Origin of the sequence: Bradyrhizobium lablabi (assembly GCF_001440475.1) — a bacterium.
Lineage (GTDB): Bacteria > Pseudomonadota > Alphaproteobacteria > Rhizobiales > Xanthobacteraceae > Bradyrhizobium > Bradyrhizobium lablabi.
Genome location: NZ_LLYB01000125.1, coordinates 176821 through 197189, shown reverse-complemented (window position 1 = coordinate 197189; position 20369 = coordinate 176821). Strand labels below are relative to the sequence as shown.

The 20369-nt window shown below is 62.9% G+C and carries 17 protein-coding genes and 1 pseudogene; 10 read left to right on the top strand and 8 right to left on the bottom strand.

Annotated features, from left to right (window positions below):
- From CQ14_RS48505 to CQ14_RS36375, 4 genes and pseudogenes are all read left to right on the top strand, one after another.
- A pseudogene (locus CQ14_RS48505) lies at positions 1–469 on the top strand (heparin lyase I family protein); the annotation flags it as partial.
- A gap of 1 nt (position 470) precedes the next feature.
- Positions 471–1680, top strand: a 1210-nt coding sequence (locus CQ14_RS48500; RefSeq protein WP_210183180.1) for a heparin lyase I family protein, incomplete at its 5' end; no start/stop codon positions are given.
- A gap of 167 nt (positions 1681–1847) precedes the next feature.
- A complete protein-coding gene (locus CQ14_RS36380) occupies positions 1848–4508 on the top strand; it encodes a type I secretion system permease/ATPase (protein ID WP_430650245.1) in 2661 nt (886 codons plus the stop codon).
- Positions 4495–5928 (top strand): HlyD family type I secretion periplasmic adaptor subunit, encoded by a 1434-nt coding sequence (locus tag CQ14_RS36375; protein ID WP_057862541.1) that lies wholly within the window; start codon positions 4495–4497, stop codon positions 5926–5928. The genes CQ14_RS36380 and CQ14_RS36375 overlap by 14 nt, the downstream gene beginning before the upstream one ends.
- Before the next feature lie 125 nt (positions 5929–6053).
- Here the strand turns inward: CQ14_RS36375 and CQ14_RS36370 are convergent, their stop codons facing one another.
- From CQ14_RS36370 to CQ14_RS36335, 8 genes are all read right to left on the bottom strand, one after another.
- Positions 6054–6716, bottom strand: coding sequence for a DsrE family protein (locus CQ14_RS36370; protein ID WP_057862540.1), 663 nt, complete (start codon positions 6714–6716; stop codon positions 6054–6056).
- Between the two features lie 31 nt (positions 6717–6747).
- Complete coding sequence (locus CQ14_RS36365) at positions 6748–7263, bottom strand: hypothetical protein (RefSeq protein ID WP_245320793.1); 516 nt, start codon at positions 7261–7263, stop codon at positions 6748–6750.
- 104 nt (positions 7264–7367) lie between these two features.
- Entirely contained in the window at positions 7368–8411 is a 1044-nt protein-coding gene (locus CQ14_RS36360; protein WP_082650178.1) for a TAXI family TRAP transporter solute-binding subunit, read from the bottom strand.
- A gap of 551 nt (positions 8412–8962) precedes the next feature.
- Positions 8963–9691, bottom strand: coding sequence for an SDR family NAD(P)-dependent oxidoreductase (locus tag CQ14_RS36355; protein WP_057862538.1), 729 nt, complete (start codon positions 9689–9691; stop codon positions 8963–8965).
- Positions 9684–11066, bottom strand: a complete 1383-nt coding sequence (locus CQ14_RS36350) for an ANL family adenylate-forming protein (protein WP_057862537.1) — start codon at positions 11064–11066, stop codon at positions 9684–9686. The genes CQ14_RS36355 and CQ14_RS36350 overlap by 8 nt, the downstream gene beginning before the upstream one ends.
- A complete protein-coding gene (locus CQ14_RS36345) occupies positions 11053–11298 on the bottom strand; it encodes an acyl carrier protein (protein WP_057862536.1) in 246 nt (81 codons plus the stop codon). Before CQ14_RS36345 ends, CQ14_RS36350 begins: the two co-directional genes overlap by 14 nt.
- Positions 11299–11339: 41 nt before the next feature.
- Positions 11340–13157: a long-chain-acyl-CoA synthetase gene (locus CQ14_RS36340; RefSeq protein WP_057862535.1), complete on the bottom strand. Its 1818-nt coding sequence runs from the start codon at positions 13155–13157 to the stop codon at positions 11340–11342.
- Positions 13158–13287: 130 nt separating this feature from the next.
- Positions 13288–13557: an acyl carrier protein gene (locus tag CQ14_RS36335; protein WP_057862534.1), complete on the bottom strand. Its 270-nt coding sequence runs from the start codon at positions 13555–13557 to the stop codon at positions 13288–13290.
- 241 nt (positions 13558–13798) lie between these two features.
- On the opposite strand from CQ14_RS36335, the gene CQ14_RS36330 reads away from it, so the two are divergent.
- The 6 genes from CQ14_RS36330 to CQ14_RS36305 all read left to right on the top strand — a co-directional run bounded on the left by CQ14_RS36330 (position 13799) and on the right by CQ14_RS36305 (position 20334).
- A complete protein-coding gene (locus tag CQ14_RS36330; protein ID WP_057862533.1) occupies positions 13799–15025 on the top strand; it encodes an acyl-CoA dehydrogenase family protein in 1227 nt (408 codons plus the stop codon).
- 27 nt (positions 15026–15052) lie between these two features.
- Complete coding sequence (locus CQ14_RS36325; RefSeq protein WP_057862532.1) at positions 15053–15997, top strand: amino acid--[acyl-carrier-protein] ligase; 945 nt, start codon at positions 15053–15055, stop codon at positions 15995–15997.
- An 83-nt stretch (positions 15998–16080) separates the two neighbouring features.
- Positions 16081–17355, top strand: a complete 1275-nt coding sequence (locus CQ14_RS36320; protein WP_057862531.1) for an O-acetylhomoserine aminocarboxypropyltransferase/cysteine synthase family protein — start codon at positions 16081–16083, stop codon at positions 17353–17355.
- Between the two features lie 26 nt (positions 17356–17381).
- Positions 17382–18476, top strand: a complete 1095-nt coding sequence (metA, locus tag CQ14_RS36315; protein ID WP_082650177.1) for a homoserine O-succinyltransferase MetA — start codon at positions 17382–17384, stop codon at positions 18474–18476.
- 83 nt (positions 18477–18559) lie between these two features.
- Positions 18560–19420 (top strand): hypothetical protein, encoded by an 861-nt coding sequence (locus CQ14_RS36310; protein WP_057862530.1) that lies wholly within the window; start codon positions 18560–18562, stop codon positions 19418–19420.
- A gap of 26 nt (positions 19421–19446) precedes the next feature.
- Positions 19447–20334, top strand: a complete 888-nt coding sequence (locus CQ14_RS36305; RefSeq protein ID WP_057862529.1) for a branched-chain amino acid aminotransferase — start codon at positions 19447–19449, stop codon at positions 20332–20334.
- Positions 20335–20369 lie beyond the last annotated feature (35 nt).

The window sequence follows — 20369 nt, the reverse complement described above, 5'->3', positions numbered from 1 at the left end:
CGCAAACACGTCATCGTGGTTTGTTACTGGCGAAATGCACAATGATGACTCAGTGAATGGTTCGGCTACCTCGCCTCCCCTCGCAATCCAGCTCGCCGGCGAGCATCTGCAAGTTGTCGCGAGATATTGCCCCACGGGTCAGAACGCCAGTAATGCTGCGGGAAACGTCAAGACGATGGTGCTCTGGACTGACCCCAATCCAATTCAGCGTGGCCAGTATTATGATATCGATATCCAGGGCAGCTTCAACAACACCAGCAGCGGGTATCTGGACGTTTATATAAATGGCAAGCAGGTCGTGGACTATAATGGCCCCTTGGGCTATGGGACGCGCACCTATTGGGCGGAAGGACTCTATCGGGAGTCCGATGCAAACCAGACTGTTGCCGCCTCTTACCGAAATTTGACGATCACGACCGGGGCGGCAGCGGCTCCCACAGCACCGACGCCGACCACGCCCACGTCGCCANCGCAAACACGTCATCGTGGTTTGTTACTGGCGAAATGCACAATGATGACTCCGTGAATGGTTCGGCTACCTCGCCTCCCCTCGCAATCCAACTCGCTGGCGAGCATCTGCAAGTTGTCGCGAGATATTGCCCCACGGGCCAGAACGCCAGCAATGCTGCGGGAAACGTCAAGACGATTACGCTCTGGACCGATCCCAATCCAATTCAGCGTGGCCAGTATTATAATATCCAGCTCCAGGGCAGCTTCAACAACACCAGCAGCGGGTATCTGGACGTTTACGTAAATGGCAAGCAGGTCGTGGATTATAATGGCCCCTTGGGCTATGGGACTCGCACCTATTGGTCGCAAGGACTCTATCGGGAGTCCGATGCAAACCAGACTGTTGCCGCCAATTACCGAAATTTGACGATCACGACCGGGGCGACCGGGCCCATCATACCGGCGCAGCCGACCACACCTACGTCGCCAACCACGCCGACGTCGCCGATCACGTCTCCCTCGCCGGTCACCCCCCCGAGGACAACCACGCCGACGACCCCAACCGCACCAACGACGCCAACGACGCCAACCAACCTCAGGCCATCCGTGACCACGCCCGTGCTCAGCGTAGCGGGTCCCACGCTGTCGGCGACGGGCAGAGGCGGGTTGGTCAGCTTGGGGGGCAACGTCTCAACGACCGATACCAATGACCGCATGAGCGTACGCGTCACCGGTCTGCCGACGTACGAGACGATCACCAGCAATCTCGGTAGTCGGACGTCCACGGGGAATAACATCACCTTGACGGCTGCCCAGGTCGATGCCGGGTCGGTCCTGAATTCGTACGCTCGCAGGAGTCTTGAATCTACGCCAACGCCGACCGCAAGCGCGACCGCGACCTCGCAGGTGGACCGGGCCCTGAACTGGCTGAGCCAGAATCAGGATCAGGCCAGTAATGCCGTGGCGAACGCCGCGCCAGCTCTGATGAGCCAACTCAGGGGCGTCATCGGGGGCGGCGTTGCTACCTCGACGCCGCAGGCGATTACCGCGACGAGTGACACGCGCTCAACGGGCACATCCACCGCGAGCCTGGCAAGCCAGAGCTATGCGTTGCTGAACCAGTATCTGGCCGGCAGCACGGGTCGGGGCGATTCCGGTCAGATCGCGGCACCCCTGTCGAACGGAGCTACTGCGGGTCAGACATCGTTCCTGACCAGACCGCAACATTGATCGTGCTTCCGCATCCAGGCGCATCAGCGCCTGGATGCGGGATCATCAAAGTTTGGGAATGCAGAAAAGGAACATCAAACGCGGCCGGTAGCCGCGAAGGGTTGAGTTGAAACATTATGGCGATGCAGAACGGGAATGCCCACGCCGCAGACCACGGGCTTCGAGCCTTGGCTCTGTTCCTGCGCTTTCATGGCGTCCACGCCGAGCCGGACCAGCTCCGCGATAGCTGTGGCAGCAGCACGATAGGTATCCGCGCGTTGGTTCGTTGCGCGCGCGAGTTTGGAGTCAAGGTCCGTTCACGAACAACTCGCTGGACACGACTTGCGAGCCTCCAGCTGCCTGGAATCGCATCGCTGCGCGATGGCGGGTTTCTGCTGCTCGGCAAGGTCGACGACAACGGCGCGCTCGTGCTGCATCCGACAGCAACGCGCCCGGAGCTGATGACGCGCGCTGAATTCGAGGAAATCTGGGACGGCCGTTTGATCCTGACGGGATCGCAGAACGTCATCGATCAGGTGCTCCATGCCTTCGCTGACATGAGTGTCACCGTGCGTGGTCTGGCGCGCCGCGCCGTCGATCCCGTAACGCGCGCTCGCGATACCGTGATGCGGGCCCGCGATTCATTGATGCGTGCGTGCTTCGGCGAACGAAGCGATACTACTCTCCAGGCGACCAGATCCGATTTCGAGGCTGCGAGCATCGTGCCTCAGATCGAGGACGAGTCCGGGCTCGTGGCAGTGGCAATCCTGTTACGATGCCATGGCATTGCAGCCGATCCTGAACAGATCCGGCATCGCATGGGCGCGGCGAAGCTCGGTGTTACCGAAATCCTGCGATGCGCCAAGGAATTCGGGCTGAAGGCCCGGGCACAGAAGACGAGCTGGAACAGGCTTGCGGTCACCCCGCTGCCCGGCATCGCCCTGCTGCGCGACGGCGGCTTCCTGATCCTGGGCAAGGTCGACGACGACAAGATTCTGGTTCAACGCCCATTGTCTCCCCAGCCCGAGGCAATGACGCAGGCCGAGCTCGAGGCGATCTGGGACGGCGACATCATCCTGATGGCGCGGCGCGCCTCGCTGAGCGACCTCTCCCGCCGCTTCGATATCGGCTGGTTTGTCGGCGCGATCCACAAATATCGCCGTCTTCTCAGTGAAGTTCTGGTCGCCTCGTTCTTCCTTCAGATCTTCGCGCTGATCTCTCCGCTGTTTTTCCAGGTGGTCATCGACAAGGTGCTCGTGCATCGAAGCATGAGTACGCTCGACGTTCTGATCATAGGCCTCGTAGCCCTGACCGTGTTCGAGGCCGTTCTCGATACGCTGCGCGTCTATCTGTTCGCGCACACCACGAACCGCATCGATGTCGAGCTCGGCGCCCGGCTGTTTCGCCACTTGATGGCGCTGCCGATCGCCTATTTCCAGGCCCGCCGGGTCGGCGATTCCGTCGCCCGCGTCCGCGAGCTGGAGAATATCCGCCAGTTCCTGACGAGCTCGGCGCTTACGCTCGTGATCGACCTGTTGTTCACCGTCGTCTTCGTAGCCGTAATGTTCTACTACTCGACGACGTTGACGCTGATCGTTCTGGCCTCATTCCCGTTCTACATCGGCATTTCCGCGGGCGCCGCGCCGCTGTTCCGTCGGCGCCTCGATGAGAAATTCAACCGGGGCTCCGAAAACCAGGCCTTCCTGGTCGAGAGCGTCACCGGCGTCGAGACGCTGAAGGCCATGGCGGTCGAGCCGCAGATGCAGCGCCGGTGGGAGGAGCAGCTCGCCGGCTATGTCGGCGCGAGCTTCCGCGTGTTGAGCCTGAACAACACCGCAAGCCAGGCGGTCCAGATGATCAACAAGCTGGTCGTCGCGGCAACCCTCTACTTCGGTGCCCGGCTTGTGATCGGTGGCGATCTCACCGTCGGCGAACTGGTCGCATTCAACATGCTTGCCGGGCGCGTGAGCATGCCGGTGCTGCGGCTCGCGCAGATGTGGCAGGATTTTCATCAGGCCCGTCTGTCGATCGATCGCCTCGGTGACATCCTCAACACCATCCCGGAACCGAGCTTCAATCCGGGCCGGGCAGCACTGCCGCCGATCCGCGGGCAGGTGACGTTCGAGCATGCGACGTTCCGCTACCGCATCGACGGACCCGAAGTGCTGCACAACGTCTCATTCAACGTCCAACCTGGCCAGGTCGTCGGCATCGTCGGCTCGTCCGGCTCGGGCAAGAGCACCATCACCAAGCTGGTCCAGCGTCTCTACGTGCCGGAGAGCGGACGCGTGCTGGTCGACGGCGTCGATCTCGCGATGGTCGATCTGACCTGGCTGCGGCGCCAGATTGGCGTCGTTCTCCAGGAGAACGTTCTGTTCAATCGCTCGATACGCGAGAACATCGCGCTGGCCGATCCAGCCATGCCGATGGAGCGTGTCATCGAGGCAGCATCGCTCGCCGGCGCTCACGACTTCATCCTGGAACTGCCCGAGGGCTACGACACCGTCGTCGGCGAACGCGGCAGCAGCCTGTCCGGCGGGCAACGCCAGCGTGTCGCCATTGCGCGTGCACTCATTACCGACCCGCGCATCCTGATCCTCGACGAAGCGACCAGCGCGCTCGATTACGAAAGCGAGCGCGCCATCCAGCAGAACATGAAGCGCATTGCCGCCGGAAGGACAGTGTTCGTTATCGCTCATCGGCTCTCGACCGTGCGCAATGCGAACCGGATCATCACGCTCGAGCATGGCCGCATCGTCGAGGACGGCAGCCATGATGAGCTGATCCGCTCGAACGGGCGTTACGCAAACCTCCACTATCTGCAGGCCGGTATCCATGACGTCCGCTAGCCGAAACATCGTCCCATTTCCGAACCGCCCGGCTCCGGCTCGCCGCCGCGAGCAGGAAATCGCGTTCCTGCCGGCGGCGCTCGAGATCACTGAAACGCCGCCGTCGCCGATCGGGCGCTCGATCGGCGCCAGCATCATCGCGGTCTTCTGCATCGCGCTGTTGTGGGCGTCGTTCGGCAGCGTCGATATCGTCGCCACGGCGACCGGCAAGATTGTGCCGGGCGGACGCACCAAGCTGGTCCAGCCGTTCGAGACGGGGGTGGTCCGCGCCATCCACGTCCGCGACGGACAGACCGTGAAAGCCGGCGACGTTCTTATCGAACTCGACCCGACGATGACGGAAGCCGACAACGAACGCCAGAAGAGCGATCTCGTCGCGGCCGAACTCGACGTCGCCCGGCTGCGCGCCGCGCTGGCGGAGGATCCGCTTGCCGCCTTCCGGCCGCCGCAGAGCGCGAGCGCCGCGGAGGTCGAGATGCACCGTCAGTTCCTGATCAGCCAGCGCGCCGAGCAGAACGCCAAGCTCGCCGAGATCGAACGCCAGCAGGGCCAGAAGGAAGCAGAACGGGCGACCACTTCGGCGAGCGTCGCGAAGCTGCAGGCAACGATACCGGTGCTGCAGGAGCGCGTCGACATCCGCAAGAACCTCGTCGACAAGGCACTGGCTTCCAAGGTCGTCTATCTCTCCGAATACCAGGAACTCGTCGGCCTGCAGCAGGACCTCGTCCTGCAGCAGAGCCGGCTACGCGAAGCCGATGCCGCCGTGGCGCTGCTGAAGGAAACGAGGGAGAAGACCGCGGCGGAGTTTCGGCGCGCGACCTATGACGCACTCGCGAAAGCCGAGCAGAAAACTGCGAGCGCTGCGCAGGAGGTGATCAAGGCGGAACGGCGCACGAAGCTCCAGCGTTTGGCCGCGCCCGTCGATGGCGTCGTGCAACAGCTCGCCGTTCACACCGTGGGCGGCGTGGTGACGCCTGCCCAGGCGCTGGCCGTGGTGGTTCCGAGCCAGAGCCAGCTCGAGATCGAGGCCATGCTCTCCAACCGCGACATCGGATTCGTGCATCCGGGACAAAAAGCGGAGATCAAGGTCGATACGTTCAACTTCACGCGCTATGGGCTCCTTCATGGCGAAGTGCTCAGCGTTTCGTCCGACGCCATCACCCGCGACAGGCAGCTGGGCACTTCGAATGACCGCGCGCTCGGCGCGGCAACGAACAGCAGCGAGCCGAAAGGTCAGGAGCTGGAGTATGCCGCTCGTGTCTCGCTCGACCGCGCGGCCATGCAGGTCGACGAGAAACTCGTCAAGCTTGGGCCGGGAATGGCCGTGACGGTCGAGATCAAGACAGGCTCGCGCACCATGATGAGCTACCTGCTCTCGCCGCTGGCAAGATACAAGCAGGAGTCTTTGCGGGAGCGATAGACGAAGCAGAACACCATCGATGAGCATTGCGGGCGGTTGGAGGCCGGCCATGGCCGGTCAACCGACATGGCCGTCTCCATTCCCCGCTACCGTGCGTCGGCCGAGCTACGAGCCGGCGTGCTCGCTCAAGGCTTTACGTACGACCACCCTTTCTCCTGCAACTCCATCACGCGCACGACGCCTGATTTCACCACCTCGGCCTGAGGGAGGATCGCGATGTCCTTGTTCTCGGCCTTGTGCATCCTTTCCCGGGTATTGCCGCAGGCCTTGAACGACACCTCCGGCGTACTCAACATCATCTCCTCGATGCGAGCCTTTACCGGGGACGTGTCGTCGCGCAGCATATGCAGGCCCGGTCCGAACGTGACCACCTCGATTTTCACTTTTTCGCCGAGATCTTTATAGTACTGCGCAACATTCGTTGCGTTGTTGAGCGTGAGGTTCATCGCGGCGGGGTCGTTCGTGTTTACCTGCAAAACTAAACGGTGCGCCTTGGCGTCGGGCGCAAGCCGAGCGTTGGCGGTGAGAAGGGATCGTTCTCTTCCATGTGTGATGGCTTTACTATGTTTGGTGGCTCTACGCGGGGCGGCAGCTCTTTCCGCAACGCGCGGCTGGTATCTGGCGGGATAGGTCATTGGCGGCTGGTACACAGCGGGATAGGTCGTTGTCGGTACCCAGTACCGTCCGCCTTGCTCCGCCGCAGCGAATGACGGGGTGAATGGCGGAGCGAACAGCACTGTTGCGGCTGCTATGGTGGTTACACTCGCAATGCGTTGAAACATGTTCATCGGGCTCTCCTATGCACTAACTTCATCAAGATCATCTATTCGGCTTCGGGATCGGGTCTGACCATTTGCATGCAATAGTCAGCTTCGCGCGCACCGCTTCCCACCCGCCGAGCGAAAACGTTCCATCCAGCGCGGTGCCCGTGCGAGGTGCAAGGTGGACGCTGAGATTTCCAGCGTCTGGAAGGGATTGCAGCAAGCCAATGATGTCGCCCCCGAACGCAATCCCCGCCCCGGACGGCGGCCGCGCCGCGGCGTTCTGCACCTGCTGACCGCCGTTAACACGATAGGAAATCGCGTAATCGCCCCCGTGGCCCGAAATGCCGAGTCCCGCAACGACCATTTCGGTCCGCCCCTTTCGGCAGCGAATTGAAAGCTTCATGGCCGCACCATCCTGCGACAAGGTCGTGGCGGTCGCGACCGGTGAATAGTCGACTGGCGAGGTCGTTTGGCTGACGATCCAGTTGTCTCCCCTGGAGGCCCCCTGATGCACCGGCGCGGCCGTCGGCGACGCCTTGTCCGGGCACTCCAGCCCGTCGGCGCGCTCCATCGCGCTGCAGTCGCGACGCTGGGCGGTCGGATCTTGTGCTCCTTGCGCCCAGGCAATGTCGCTGGTGAGCGCAATTCCAACGACAATCAGGATAGCTGCGCCTCTCATTGCGATGCATGGGTTGCGCGCTGCTGGCGTTCGAGCCACGCTTGCGCCGCGGGGAAGCGCACGAGGCCAGGAACCGTCGCTGCGAGATTGATCGATTTCCACTTCGGATCGAAGCCCGGCTCCTGCAGCTTGCCGATGCGCGAGAACAAATGATCGACAAAACGCGCGATGCGCTGAAAGCGGTTCGATCTGGCTGGAAAATTGAAGGCGACAAGAGCGGTCGGAACGGCAATCGTGGTTACACGTTCGCCCGGCTTGATCAGATTGGGATAGTCCGCGGTATCGAGCGCGGCGGGCAGATAATAGTCCTCGAACTTGCTGTCATAGGGGATCGGCAAGAACTTGAATCCCTGCTCCCAACGGCCGCGCACGAAAGCATCTACCGGCTTCGAGGTAATGAAGACGACCGCCGCCATCTCGCCCTTGCGCATCTGCTCGAGCGCGACCTGATGCGGGATGAACGTCTTTTCCACTTCGAGGCCGAGCCGGCTGAAGATCAGTGGGCCCGAATAGGCCGCGGCTGTACCCTGGGTATTGAAGTTCACTTTCTTGCCGGCAAGGTCGTTCAGACTCTGAATCTCGGGACGAACGAAGATATGAAGCTCGGACGGGAAGAGATTCAGGATGTAGGCAAGCCGTTGCTGAATATCCGGCACCTGGCTTTTATACTCCTCCAGCGCGTCGGAATTGATGATCGCGGCGTCGATCCCACGCAAGTAGAGCAGTGAATTGACGTTTTCGGTGGCGCCGCGTGTCACGATCGGGAGAACGTGCAGATTGGGTCCATCGTCGGCAACCCGGGCGATCTCCGCCGCCAGGCGGATTGGCGCGCCCTCGAGAAGGCCCCCTGCAATACCGACCGTCCAGGCATTCATCGCCACTTGCGGCTTTTGTGGCGGCGGCGTGCGAGCCAACAAACGATCGCCTTGCATCCGGGCCTTTGGCGTCTGCGCGTCTGCAGCAAACGGCTGAATGATCACGGGCAGCGAGACCAATGTCACGAAAAAAAGTCGCGGAGCTAAACGAAAAGACCAGATCATCAATCAATTCCTCTTCAAGCTTTGAAGGTGCAGTCGTCGGAGCCGGAAGCAGCGGTCACACAGACGCCGCTCGTCCCTCCGCCTGCAGGCGCATCGTTGTATTCTGGGTAAATGGCGTCCTGTCCGAATCGACGCGTGATGTGCCCGCGATCTCGTAGGCGAAAGCTACGTCATCCTTGCTTGAGAATGACCGGTTCTTCATTGGGCGACCCACGTGCCATCACCGCCGCACGGTGAGATGACCTTTTACAATGCGTCATCACGCACCTTATGCGCTTCGCTTGCCCGCTGTTGGGAAACTCTTAAGAGGTACATCCAAGGAAGAGGCTCTCAGCATCAGACGACGCGATTACCAACCAGATCGAGAGCCTGATTTCGGTAACCACCGTAGATCGGCGGGAAACCACGCATCAGGAACGCATTCGATTCAACCTGTCGTTTTCCAACTCCCATATTCCTTGCTGCACGGGAGGCTGCACGAGTTGCCAGCTTCCGTTCAAAGGAGAATGAGATGCCGTACGCCGCGAGCGTGCATGCCTGCCGTCGCGCGATCAGGCGGTGTTGCCGGCGTCGACAGTCAGAACGGTGCCGGTGATGTTCCGACCGCCTTCGCCGAGGAGATACTCGACCATGGAAGCGATGTCGCCGGCCTCAGGCAGACGGCGCAGCGCGCTGCGGCCGGCGATGCGACGGCGGCCGTCGTCGTCCAGGGACCTGGTCAATTCGGTGTCGACGAAGCCGGGCGCGATCGCGTTCACGGTGATGCCGAGCTTGCCGACTTCGCGGGCCAGCGAACGGGTAAAGCCTCCGGCCGCGGCCTTGGACGCGGCATAGACCGACAGGCCGTTGTAGCCGGTCGAGGCGATGATGGAGGAGATGTTGACGATGCGCCCGGCGCCGTCGGCCATCATGTGGCGCACCACGTATTTGGTCAGAACGATCGGCGACAGCACGTTCAGGCGGATCAACGCCTCGATCTCCGAATTGTGCATGTTGGCGAGCAGCCCCTCGGTGCCGATCCCGGCATTGTTGACGAGGCCATAGATCGCGCCGAAGGCATCGCGCAGCTCCTTCACGAAGCCGGGAATCTCATCGGTCATGCCGAGATCGAATGCCCTGAACTGCAGCCGGTCCGTTCCCGTTTCGCGGATCGCCCGTCCCAGTTCCTCGCTCTCGCGGCGCGCGACCGCGATCACGTTGTAGTCGCCGGATGCGGCGAGCCTGCGCGCAATCGCAAGCCCGATGCCGCGGCTGCCGCCGGTGACAAGGACACTACGCATCGGTACGCACCAGCTTTCCCGCCGCCGTGACGTCGAGCCGATCGACGAAGCGGATCACCGCAGGCACCTTGTATGCCGCCAGCGAATCCTTGCACCGAGCGAGAATTTCCGTGCGGATGGTTTCCCGGCGATCCGCATCGATGCCGTCGGCGAGGACAATGTCGGCGACCACGATGGCGCCGGTAATCGGGCTCTTGCGCGACCGCGCGCGCGACATCCGCACCGACTCGTGCCGGTTGATCACGGCCTCGATCTCCTCGGGATGAACCTTCAGCCCGCCGATGTTGATGATGCCGCCGCGCCGGCCGATGAAGTAGTAACGCTCGCCGCGCAGCTCGACCATGTCGCCGGTGTCGACGAAGCCCTCGGCATCGGCGAGCGGCGGCGCGGCAGCGCCGATATAGGCGTGCGCCGCGCGGCGGGAGCGGATCCGGAGCGAACCGTCGACGACCTTCATCTCGACGCCGTCGCGATTGCGCCCGACCAGGTCGGCGGGAAAACCCTCGCGCCCGTCATCCACCGCGAAACCGACGCCGGCCTCGGTCGAAGCATAGGCATGGCCGATCGACGCATGCGGAAACGCCCGGGCCAGGGCGTCGAGTACCGCCTGGTCAGCGATTTCGCCGGACAGGCGAACATAGCGCGGCGAGAAGTTTTCGGCCGCACCGCTCATCAGGAGCTTGCGCCAGTGCGACGGCGTGCCGGAGATGTGAGTGACGCCGCCCGCGCGCAGCCTTGCCACGTGGTCCGCAATGGCTTCGCCTGGCTCCGACAGCACCATCGATCCACCGCCGATCACGGCGCGCAGGAATATCTGCAGGCCGCCATAGCGGCGGATGTCGTAGAACGTCGCCCAGGTCGCGTTCGGATGGCGCGCAGGTCCGTCGGCAACGATCGCGCCGGCCAGCCCATCGAGCGTATGTCCGACGATCTTCGGCAGCCCTGCGGTTCCCGAAGTCAGCATCAGCCACTCTGTCGCGCGTTCGGTCCTCCATCCCATGGCCCTACGCTCGGTCACGCCGACGCCGGCGACCAAATGTATGCCGGTATCGTATCGATCCGGCCGATCGGTAACGATCGCATCGATCTCGGCAGCCTCAAGCAAGGCCTGGATGTGGTCAGGATCGAGGTCGGGCGGGCACAGCAGCATGCGGCGGGCAACGCCGTCGAGCTCGATCATGGCGAGTGCGGACTGCAGCTGCCCCGACATCGCAAGCAGCACGGATCGGCCGGACAGTTCGCGGGATCTGCCGATCAGGCAGCTGTGCCTGAGAATGTCGGTCAACGATACGCTGTACCGGGCATCGGAAATCGTGCGGCCCTTCAGTTCCGGACCGAGATATTCGCGCAGTGCGAAGGCCTCAGGCGGGGACATTCTCGTAGACCCTGACGAACTCGCCGACCGTCGACGGGAAGGCCGCATCCTCCGCGATGGTGAACGGATCGATCCCGAGATCGTCCTCCAGCCGCGCGACGAGGATCGCGAATGCTAGCGAGTCGAACCCGGTGTCGTGGAGCGATAAATCGTCCTGGAGCGGCGGCAGCGTGACCTTCTGTTCCTCGGCGATCTGCTGCATTGCCGCGAAAATCCTCGACCTTACTGACATGGAACACCTCACCTCTCAAAAGCGGCTTTCGAGCCGATTGCCTAGAACCTGAACCTGCCGTCCACGATGCTCGCATAGACGGCGCAACTGATCGGATGAAAGTCGCCGCTCGCCGGATCGCGAAAGAACAGCGGGTCGCCCGTGACCAAGGGATCAAATCCCTCGCGGATCAGCTGCTGCTTCTTCTGCTTGAAGGTCTCGGTGGCCTCCAGCGAGCGGCACAACCTGACGAAGATCGGAAGCGCATAGACCGGGAGCCGACGCGCCAAATGTTCCGCGAAGGTCCAGAAATCGAAGTCCTGGTCCACGACGAGAGCCGCCATGCCGGCACGGCCGTCGGCGCCGGGAACAGCGACCCCGTAGGTCGAGGCATCGAGAACGCCGCGGCAGTCCCTGATCGCGTCGTTCACCTCGCCGGTCGCGACGTTCTCGCCCTTCCAGCGGAACGTGTCGCCTACCCGGTCGACGAAGTGAAAGTAGCCCTGCTCGTCGCGCATCATCAGATCGCCGGTGCGGAGCCAGGCATCGCCTTCGGCAAAGACGTCGCGCAGGATCTTCTTCGCGGTCTCGGCCGGATCGGTATACCCCTCGAAGGGACTGCCGCCCCGATCGGCGGTGCCGATGCGCCCGATCGCTTCGCCGACCTCGCCATGGGCGCAGCCAATGCAGAGCCCATCCGCGCCGCGGACCGGGCTGCCGCTGTCGGCATCGACCTTCACGATCGCGGCGGGAAAGCGATGCGCCAGCAGCGGCGGGATCCGGCCGATCGCGCCGGGTTTTCCCTCGACGTTGAACAGCGAAAAATTGCCTTCCGTCGCGGCGTAGAATTCGAGGATACGAGGAATCGCGAACCGTCCGGCGAACGCCTCCCAGATATCGCCGCGCAATCCGTTGCCGACCGCCAGCCGCAGCCGGTGTGCTGTTTCCAGCCCGGACGCAGGCGCCTTCAGCAGATAGCGACAGAGCTCGCCGATGTATTGGAAGACGGTGCAGTCGAAACCCGCGATGTCGTCCCAGAAGTTTGTCACGGAGAATTTCTCGGGGATCACGACCGAACCGCCTGCGTGAAGCATGCTGCAGGGCGCGACGACACCGCCCACGGAATGATGGAGCGGCAGGCAATCGTACAAGCGATCATCCACAGAAGCGTCCGCAAGCCCGGCAAACCATCCGCCCCAGGAGAGAATGCGGCGATGACTGACGTTCGCCGCCTTCGGCAGTCCCGTGGTGCCGGAGGTGTAGATGAGGAGCGCGCGTTGATCGATAGTGACGTGGCCGCGCTCGGTGGAGGACAGCGGGCTTGTATCCAGGGCGGCGAGTGCCGCGTCCAGATCGGCGCCGACACCGCCAGCACCGAGACTCCAGATTTGCGGCACGCGGTCCAGATGCGGAAGTGCGGTCTCCAACGCATCCACGCACTCGGCGGCAAGGATGACATGATCGGCGCATGCGACGTCGATGCAGTGGGCAAGCGACCGTCCGACCAGCCTGGTGTTGATCAGCGCCACCGTGCCGCCGACACTGCTGATGCCGAGCCAGCAGGCGAGGTAGTCCGGACGGCTCGGCATCAGCAGGCAGACGGTGCAGCCGGCACGAATGCCCAGGCCCAGTGCCCAGCGCGCATATCGGTTGATCCGGGCGGCAAGTTCTCCGTAGGAGAAGGTCAGTCCATCCGAGAGCAGCGCGGGGCGCATCGGCTGCCGCTGCGCCCAGTCTTCCACCACGTCGGCGAACAGCCGATGCGGCTCGGCCTCGATCTTCGAGGTCAGTTCGATGGCCTTCAACCAGGTTTTGGCGGTGGAAGGCCTGCGCTGCGGAGCGCTGCTTCCGGTCGCCCGCTGGATCACCGCTGCTTCCATAACCTGACCACGCAGATGGGTTTGATCGATGTCGGCGCGGCGGGTGACGCAGCGCCCCGGAACGGGCGCGACTTGCGATCAATGTGAATGCCGCTTCGCTCGGCCGAAGAAGCATTGCTGTTCAAGTCGTTTATCCCGTTCCGGGTCCGAGCTGGTTGAGGATCATCACCTCCAGCGTCCTCACCGACTGGAAATTCTCGGGCGTGATCTCGGGTTGAGGAAGGATGAGATCGAACTCGGCTTCGACCTTGAGCATCAGCGCAACCATATCCATCGAGTCCAGCCCGATATCTACCAGCCGCGACTCCGGGTGAATATCCGCCTTAATCGCGTTCTGCTCGAGAACGCTTCTCACGACGAAGAGAACACGGTCCCGGACGCTGGGATTAACGTATTGCATTTCACCCCCACACATTGCGTAGCGGCACGATCGTAATCGACGCAACGATAGCTGACTGCAACCGAGGTCAATAGCTCTACTTCGGAGGTACCTCGCCCGGAAGCGCGTTGCTCATCGACATCCACTTTTGCGCCGCCGACTCCGCAGACGCGGTCGGCTAGATTGCCTCCCTCTGATTGGCGCTAATTTCATTTTCGACGCGGTGCGGGACGCCCGATTTATCAAATGAGAGGCATTGGCCATGAACGTGCAACAAGTCCAGCTCCGCAACTTCGCTTCCGAAGGCAACGAACTCCAGGCATATTCCGACCGCGCCTCGTTCCGGCAGCGGGCGGCGGCTGTCGCGGAGGCCGCGGCGGCGGAGGTCGAAGCGGTGGACCGCGAGGCGCGCTTCCCGCGGAAGGCCATCGACGCAGCGCGAGAACAGCGACTTCTGGGCGTTCAGATCCCGATCAAATTCGGCGGAGACGGTGCATCGATATCCGATGTAACCGACATGTGTTACGCGCTCGGCCGCGCCTGCGCATCGGCCGGGATGATTTTTGCAATGCATCAGACCAAGGTGGCGTGTCTGGTTCGCCACGGCGCGGGCAGCGGCTGGCACGAAAGGCTGATGTGCCGCGTAGCCGCCGAACAGCTGCTGCTCGCGTCGTCGACCACCGAAGGCCAGAACGGCGGGAACATCCGCTTCAGCTCAGCGGCGGTGGAGCGCGAAGGCGCCGAGATCTCGCTGGTTCGCGACGCGACGGTGATTTCCTACGGCGCCGAGGCAGATGGCATCGTCACCATCGCCCGCCGCTCGGATGAGGCCGCCGGATCCGATCAAGTGCTGCTGGCCATCACCCGGGACGACTATACGCTGGAGCCCACTCTCGCATGGGAGACGCTCGGCATGCGCGGAACCTGCAGCGCCGGGTTCAAGCTGAACTTCAAGGGCACCGCGGAACAGATCTTCCCCGTGGCTTACGACAAGATCCATGCGCAGACGATGACGCCGGTCGCCCACCTGTGCTGGTCGTCGGTCTGGGCGGGAATTGCCGCCGCCGCCGTGGACCGCGCCCAGCTATTTGTCCGCAAGGCTGCCCGCGCATCCGGCGGCAACATGCCCCCCGCCGCCTCACATTTTACCTCGGCCAGGATGACGCTGACCAAACTGCGCGCCATCATCGCCGCGAATCTCGAATCCTATGCGGCCCGCGAACATGACGCGCAGGCGCTATCGTCCATCGATTTTCAATCGTCGATCAATCTTCTGAAGGTGGAGGCCTCCGAGCTCGCCGTTACGGCCGTGCTGCACGCGATGCGTGCCTGCGGCCTGTCCGGCTACCGCAACGACACCGATGTCAGCATCGGCCGTCATCTCCGCGACGTGCTCTCAGCTCCAATCATGATCAACAACGACCGCATTCTCGCCAGCATGGGTACCGCCGCGCTGATGAGCGCGGTGCCGGCCTCCCTGCGCGACTGATGAATTCTCGAACGAATGGGTGTTGACATGAACGTGGCTATGTTTGCTGCCGCATCGGTGGAGCCCGCCGATCCGCTGGACCATCTCACCGATGTATTATTCCACCGGATGGGCTCTCCGGGGGTCTATGGCCGCACCGCGCTCTATGAAGACATCGTGGAGCGGCTTGCAGCGCTAATCACGCGGTATCGCGAACCGGACGCCGAGGTGATGCGCTTCCCTCCCGTCATGAACCGCGGCCAGCTCGAGCGGTCGGGCTATTTGAAGAGCTTCCCCAACCTCCTGGGCTGCGTCTGCGGCCTGCATGGCACGGAGAGCGAGATTGACCGTGCAGTCGACCGCTTCGATGCCGGCGGAGACTGGACCTCGTCGCTGTCGCCGGCCGACCTCGTGCTGTCGCCGGCCGCTTGCTATCCCGTCTATCCGATAGCGGCGAGCCGCGGCCCGGTGCCGGCGGAGGGCTGGTGCTTCGACGTAGCCGCCGATTGCTTCCGTCGCGAGCCTTCACGTCACCTCGACCGGCTGCAGTCCTTCAGGATGCGCGAATACGTCTGCATCGGCAGCCCCGATCACGTTTCGCAATTCCGCGAGCGCTGGATGATGCTCGCAAAAGAGATCGCCACCGATCTCGGGCTGACCTTCAGGATCGATTACGCCAGCGATCCGTTCTTCGGCCGGGTGGGACGGATGATGGCGGTGAGCCAGCAGCAGCAGGCGCTGAAGTTCGAGCTGCTGGTGCCTCTGCGCTCCGAGGAGCAACCGACAGCCTGCATGAGCTTCAATTACCACCGCGATCATTTCGGCACCACCTGGGGCATCACGGATGCCTCCGGGGAGCCGGCCCATACCGCCTGCGTGGCCTTCGGAATGGACCGTCTCGCCGTCGCGATGTTCCACACCCACGGCAGCAACGTCACCAGATGGCCGAACGCGGTGCGGGACCTGCTCGGCTTCCCGCGGATAGATCGCTAGTCGAGTTCAGTGTTCGAGGAACTGCAATGCACCAACGAACTCCCGAGGTAGCCCGCGACCGAAAAACCGGAAGGGCCACCTCGATGAAACGAGAGACCCTCGCCGTCCACGGCGGCTTCGAAGTCGATCCGGCCACCAAGGCCGTCGCCGTACCGATCTACCAGACCGCCTCGTATGCCTTCGACAGCGCCGACCATGGCGCCGCGCTCTTCAACCTCGAGGTGGATGGCTTCCGCTACACAAGGATCGGAAATCCGACCAACGCGGTGCTGGAGAAGCGCGTTGCCGCCATGGAAGGCGGCGTCGAGGCGCTCAGCGTGGCGTGCGGCCAGGCCGCGGTGAACTACGCGGTGACCAACATTGCCGGGATGGGCACCAACATCGTGTCGGTCCCGCAACTTTACGGCACCACGTACACGCTGTTCGCACACATCCTGCCGCAGCAGGGCATCACGGTCCGGTTCTCGGAAGACGACCGTCCGGCGAGTGTGGAAAAATTGATCGACGACGACACGAGGGCGGTGTTCTGCGAGAGCGTCGGAAATCCGGCCGGAAACATCTGCGACATCGAAGCCATTGCCGAAGTCGCCCACCGGCACGGCGTGCCGCTGATCGTCGACAACACGGTGCCTACCCCGATCCTGCTCCGACCGATCGAATACGGCGCTGATGTCGTGGTGGAGTCGCTGACGAAGTTCATGGGCGGACACGGCACCACGCTTGGCGGAATCATTGTCGACGGCGGCAAATTCCCGTGGGCCGAGCATGGCCGGCGCTTTGCTGTGATGAACGAGCCGGAGAAATCGTATCACGGGCTGGTCTTCACCGAACGCTACGGGGCCGCCGCCTACATCGCGCGCTGCCGCGCTGTCGCCATGAGGAACACTGGCTCCATTCTGGCGCCGATGAACGCCTTCCTGTTACTCCAGGGCATCGAGACCGTGGCGGTGCGGATCGAGCGCCACGTCGAGAATGCCGAGGAGGTCGCGCGGTTTTTGCGCAATGACCGCCGCGTCGGATGGGTGAACTATGCGGGCTTCCAGGACAGCCCCTATTACGCGCTGACGCAGAAATACCTGGGCGGCCGGGCTTGCTCGCTGCTGACCTTCGGCGTGGCCGGAGGGTTCGAGGCCGGCAAGCGGTTCTATGACGCGCTGAAGCTGGTCAAGCGGCTGGTCAACATTGGCGACGCAAAATCGCTCGCCTGCCACCCCGCATCGACCACGCACCGGCAAATGTCGCCCGAAGAGCAGGAAAAGGCCGGCGTGCGGCCCGAGATGATCCGGCTGAGCGTAGGAATCGAACATGTCGACGACATTATCGCCGACCTCGATCAGGCGCTCGATGCTGCGGATTGATTCAACTCAACCATGAAGGCATTCCGATGCCTGTGCTAATCGACATAGACTCACACGAACACCACCTCTTCTCGAGAGCGCCGAACGGAGGCACCGCCGCGATGGCGTCGCCGGGAAGCCGCGTGGAGTGCCTCGACATCGGGCTGATCAACAACATGCCCGACGCCGCCCTGATGTCCACCGAGCGCCAGGTATTTGATCTGGTCGGCGCGGCGGCCGAGAGGCTCGTCGTCAGACTCCACTTCTACACGATGGCGACGACGCCCCGTTCGGAATGGGGGTGCGACTACGTGCGTCGATACTACCGCAGCACCGACGATCTGCTGAACGGAAGCCTGGACGGCGTGATCGTGACCGGCACCGAGCCGAGAGCCGCCAACCTGACGGAAGAACCATATTGGAACTCCTTCGTTCAGCTCGTCGACTGGGCCCGGGAGAATACCCTGTCATCGGTGTATTCCTGTCTGGCCGTCCATGGCGCCGTCCTGCACCTGGATGGCGTGGAGCGCCACAAGCTGCCTGCCAAATGCATCGGTGTCTTCACTCAAACGAAGACAACAAAGCATCCCTTGATGCATAACGTCCCGGCGACCTTCAGAATACCGCACGCGCGCTGGAACGAGGTAACGGAGGCAGAGCTCGCGGGCTGCGGATACTCCGTTCTCACCACGTCGCCGCAGTCTGGCGTGGACTGTTTCGTCAAGCAGCAGAAGAAGAGCCTTTTCGTCCATTTCCAGGGCCATCCGGAATACGAGACCCAGACCCTGCTGGGCGAATACAGAAGGGACATGGGCCGGTTCCTCCGCGGCGAGAACGAAGTCTGTCCGACGATACCGAGAGGCTATTTTGGCATGGATGCGGAAGAGCTGCTGACCGCGTATCGGCGAAAAGCCCTGTCCGACAGGTGTCCGGAGCTGTTCGCCGATTTCCCGGCTGATCGCCTGGCGAGAGACCTGAGAAACGCCTGGCATCGGCCGGCCAGACACATCTACCGCAACTGGTTGCTGTACATGGCGTCGCAGCGAGCCACGCGCTCAAGGCCGCCGCCTCTTGGCGGAAGGAATCGAACGAGGCCGGACTCGCACCGCGGCGGAGACCGGGCATTCGGGCAGCATGGGTAACGGGAGCAGGCGCAAGAAGGGGGCTCGCGCGGCCGAGCTGTTGACGAGGAAGCGGGATTGGATCGCATGACGGAGTTCGGACCATGATCCGATGCCGCGAGATCGAAAGCGCCGACCTTGCCGCCGTCGCCGATCTCTTGACACGCGGCTTTGAGGGCCGCTCGCGCGACTACTGGATGGAGGGCCTCCGGCGCACTTCCGTGCGCGAGGTGCCCGAAGGTTTCCCGCGCTTTGGCTACATGCTCGACCATGAGGGAACGCCCGTTGGTGTTTTGCTGCTGATCTACGCTGGGCGTGACCACGGCGGCGGGACCTGCATCCGCTGCAATGTCTCCAGCTGGTATGTGGAACCTGCCTTTCGCAACTATGCGCCGATGCTGACCAAGATCGCGCAGCGCCACAAGCATGTCACTTACGTCAACATCAGCCCGGCCTACTGGACCTGGCCGACCATCGAAGCCCAGGGATTCCGCGCGTATTGCGATGGCTTGTTCTTCTCTCTTCCCGCGCTGTCGCGTCCGGCGAAGGGCATGCGTGTCGAAGTCGTGCAGCAGGACGCGCTGGCGATCGACGGCTTGTCCAAGACCGACGTCGCGCTGCTTGCACGGCACGCGGCCTACGGCTGCCTCAGCCTGGCGTGCCACGCGGCCGACGGCCATAGCTCACCCTTCGTCCTGCAGCCGATGCGTGTCCGCCGGATCGCCCTGCCGGCGATGCAGTTGATCTATTGCCACGATGTAGCCGACTTTGTCGCCTGCGCCGGCGCTATCGGCCGCTTCCTGCTCCGGCGCGGCCGGATCTCGGTAGCCCTCGACGCCAATGACCACATGAAGGATCTGGTCGGCTTCTATCGCGCGCTGCGCGGCCGCAAATACTTCAAGGGTCCGCAGTGCCCCCGGCTTGCCGATCTGTCGGATACCGAGCTGGTGATCTATGGACCCTAACTCAGTCGCCTATATGGAGAACCGTCATGATTCCGAACAGCAAGCCTGTCAACCATTCGCGGACATGGACGTTCTTCAAAGGCCAGTGGCTGGAGGGCAATGCGCCGATCATGGGCCCACGCACGCATGGGCTCTGGCTCGGCTCCACCATCTTCGATGGTGCACGCGCCTTCGAAGGCGTCACGCCTGACCTGGATCGCCATTGCGCCCGCGTCAATGAATCCGCGGTCAAATTCGGGCTCAAGCCGATCGTGGATCTCGACACCTGGCTGGGTCTGGCGCACGAAGGCATCGCCCGCTTCCCGGCCAATGCCGAGCTCTACGTCCGTCCGATGTATTGGCCGCAGAACGGCATCGGCGGCGGCGTGCTCTACGATCCGGAAACGACCGACTGGTGCCTTTGTATCTACGAAGCGCCGATCCCGAAGCCTGCCGGCGTCGCGATCACGCTGTCGCCGTTCCGCAGGCCAACCGCCGAATGCGCACCGGTCGATGTCAAGGCTTCCTGTCTCTACCCGAACTGTTCGCGTGCGCTGATCGAGGCGGCCTCGCGCGGCTTCCAGAACTGCCTGATGCTGGACATGCTCGGCAACGTCGCGGAGTTCGGCAATGCAAACGTGTTCATGGCGAAAGACGGCGCAGTCTACACGCCGGCGCCGAACGGCACCTTCCTGAACGGCATTACCCGGCAGCGGGTAATCGAACTGTTGCGCGGCGAAGGCGTCACCGTGATAGAGACCACGCTGCGATATGCCGATTTCCTCGCCGCGGACGAGATCTTTTCGACCGGCAATTTCGCCAAGGTCATGCCGGTGATCCGGATCGACGACCGTCAGCTCACGCCCGGCCCGTTCTATGCGCGTGCGCGGAAGCTGTATTGGGATTTTGCGCACGCGGTAAAGCTTGCGGCGTGAGACGGATCGATGCGTGATCTGGTCGATCAGGATGT

Coding starts and splice junctions, on each gene's coding strand:
- CQ14_RS36305 (WP_057862529.1), top strand. CDS start 19,447: ATGATTCCGAACAGCAAGCCTGTCAACCATTCGCGGACATGGACGTTC.
- CQ14_RS36335 (WP_057862534.1), bottom strand. CDS start 13,557: ATGCAATACGTTAATCCCAGCGTCCGGGACCGTGTTCTCTTCGTCGTG.
- CQ14_RS36370 (WP_057862540.1), bottom strand. CDS start 6,716: ATGAACATGTTTCAACGCATTGCGAGTGTAACCACCATAGCAGCCGCA.
- CQ14_RS36350 (WP_057862537.1), bottom strand. CDS start 11,066: ATGTCCCCGCCTGAGGCCTTCGCACTGCGCGAATATCTCGGTCCGGAA.
- CQ14_RS36375 (WP_057862541.1), top strand. CDS start 4,495: ATGACGTCCGCTAGCCGAAACATCGTCCCATTTCCGAACCGCCCGGCT.
- metA (WP_082650177.1), top strand. CDS start 17,382: ATGCCTGTGCTAATCGACATAGACTCACACGAACACCACCTCTTCTCG.
- CQ14_RS36340 (WP_057862535.1), bottom strand. CDS start 13,157: ATGGAAGCAGCGGTGATCCAGCGGGCGACCGGAAGCAGCGCTCCGCAG.
- CQ14_RS36365 (WP_245320793.1), bottom strand. CDS start 7,263: ATGGAGCGCGCCGACGGGCTGGAGTGCCCGGACAAGGCGTCGCCGACG.
- CQ14_RS36345 (WP_057862536.1), bottom strand. CDS start 11,298: ATGTCAGTAAGGTCGAGGATTTTCGCGGCAATGCAGCAGATCGCCGAG.
- CQ14_RS36355 (WP_057862538.1), bottom strand. CDS start 9,691: ATGCGTAGTGTCCTTGTCACCGGCGGCAGCCGCGGCATCGGGCTTGCG.
- CQ14_RS36330 (WP_057862533.1), top strand. CDS start 13,799: ATGAACGTGCAACAAGTCCAGCTCCGCAACTTCGCTTCCGAAGGCAAC.
- CQ14_RS36325 (WP_057862532.1), top strand. CDS start 15,053: ATGAACGTGGCTATGTTTGCTGCCGCATCGGTGGAGCCCGCCGATCCG.
- CQ14_RS36320 (WP_057862531.1), top strand. CDS start 16,081: ATGAAACGAGAGACCCTCGCCGTCCACGGCGGCTTCGAAGTCGATCCG.
- CQ14_RS36310 (WP_057862530.1), top strand. CDS start 18,560: ATGATCCGATGCCGCGAGATCGAAAGCGCCGACCTTGCCGCCGTCGCC.
- CQ14_RS36360 (WP_082650178.1), bottom strand. CDS start 8,411: ATGATCTGGTCTTTTCGTTTAGCTCCGCGACTTTTTTTCGTGACATTG.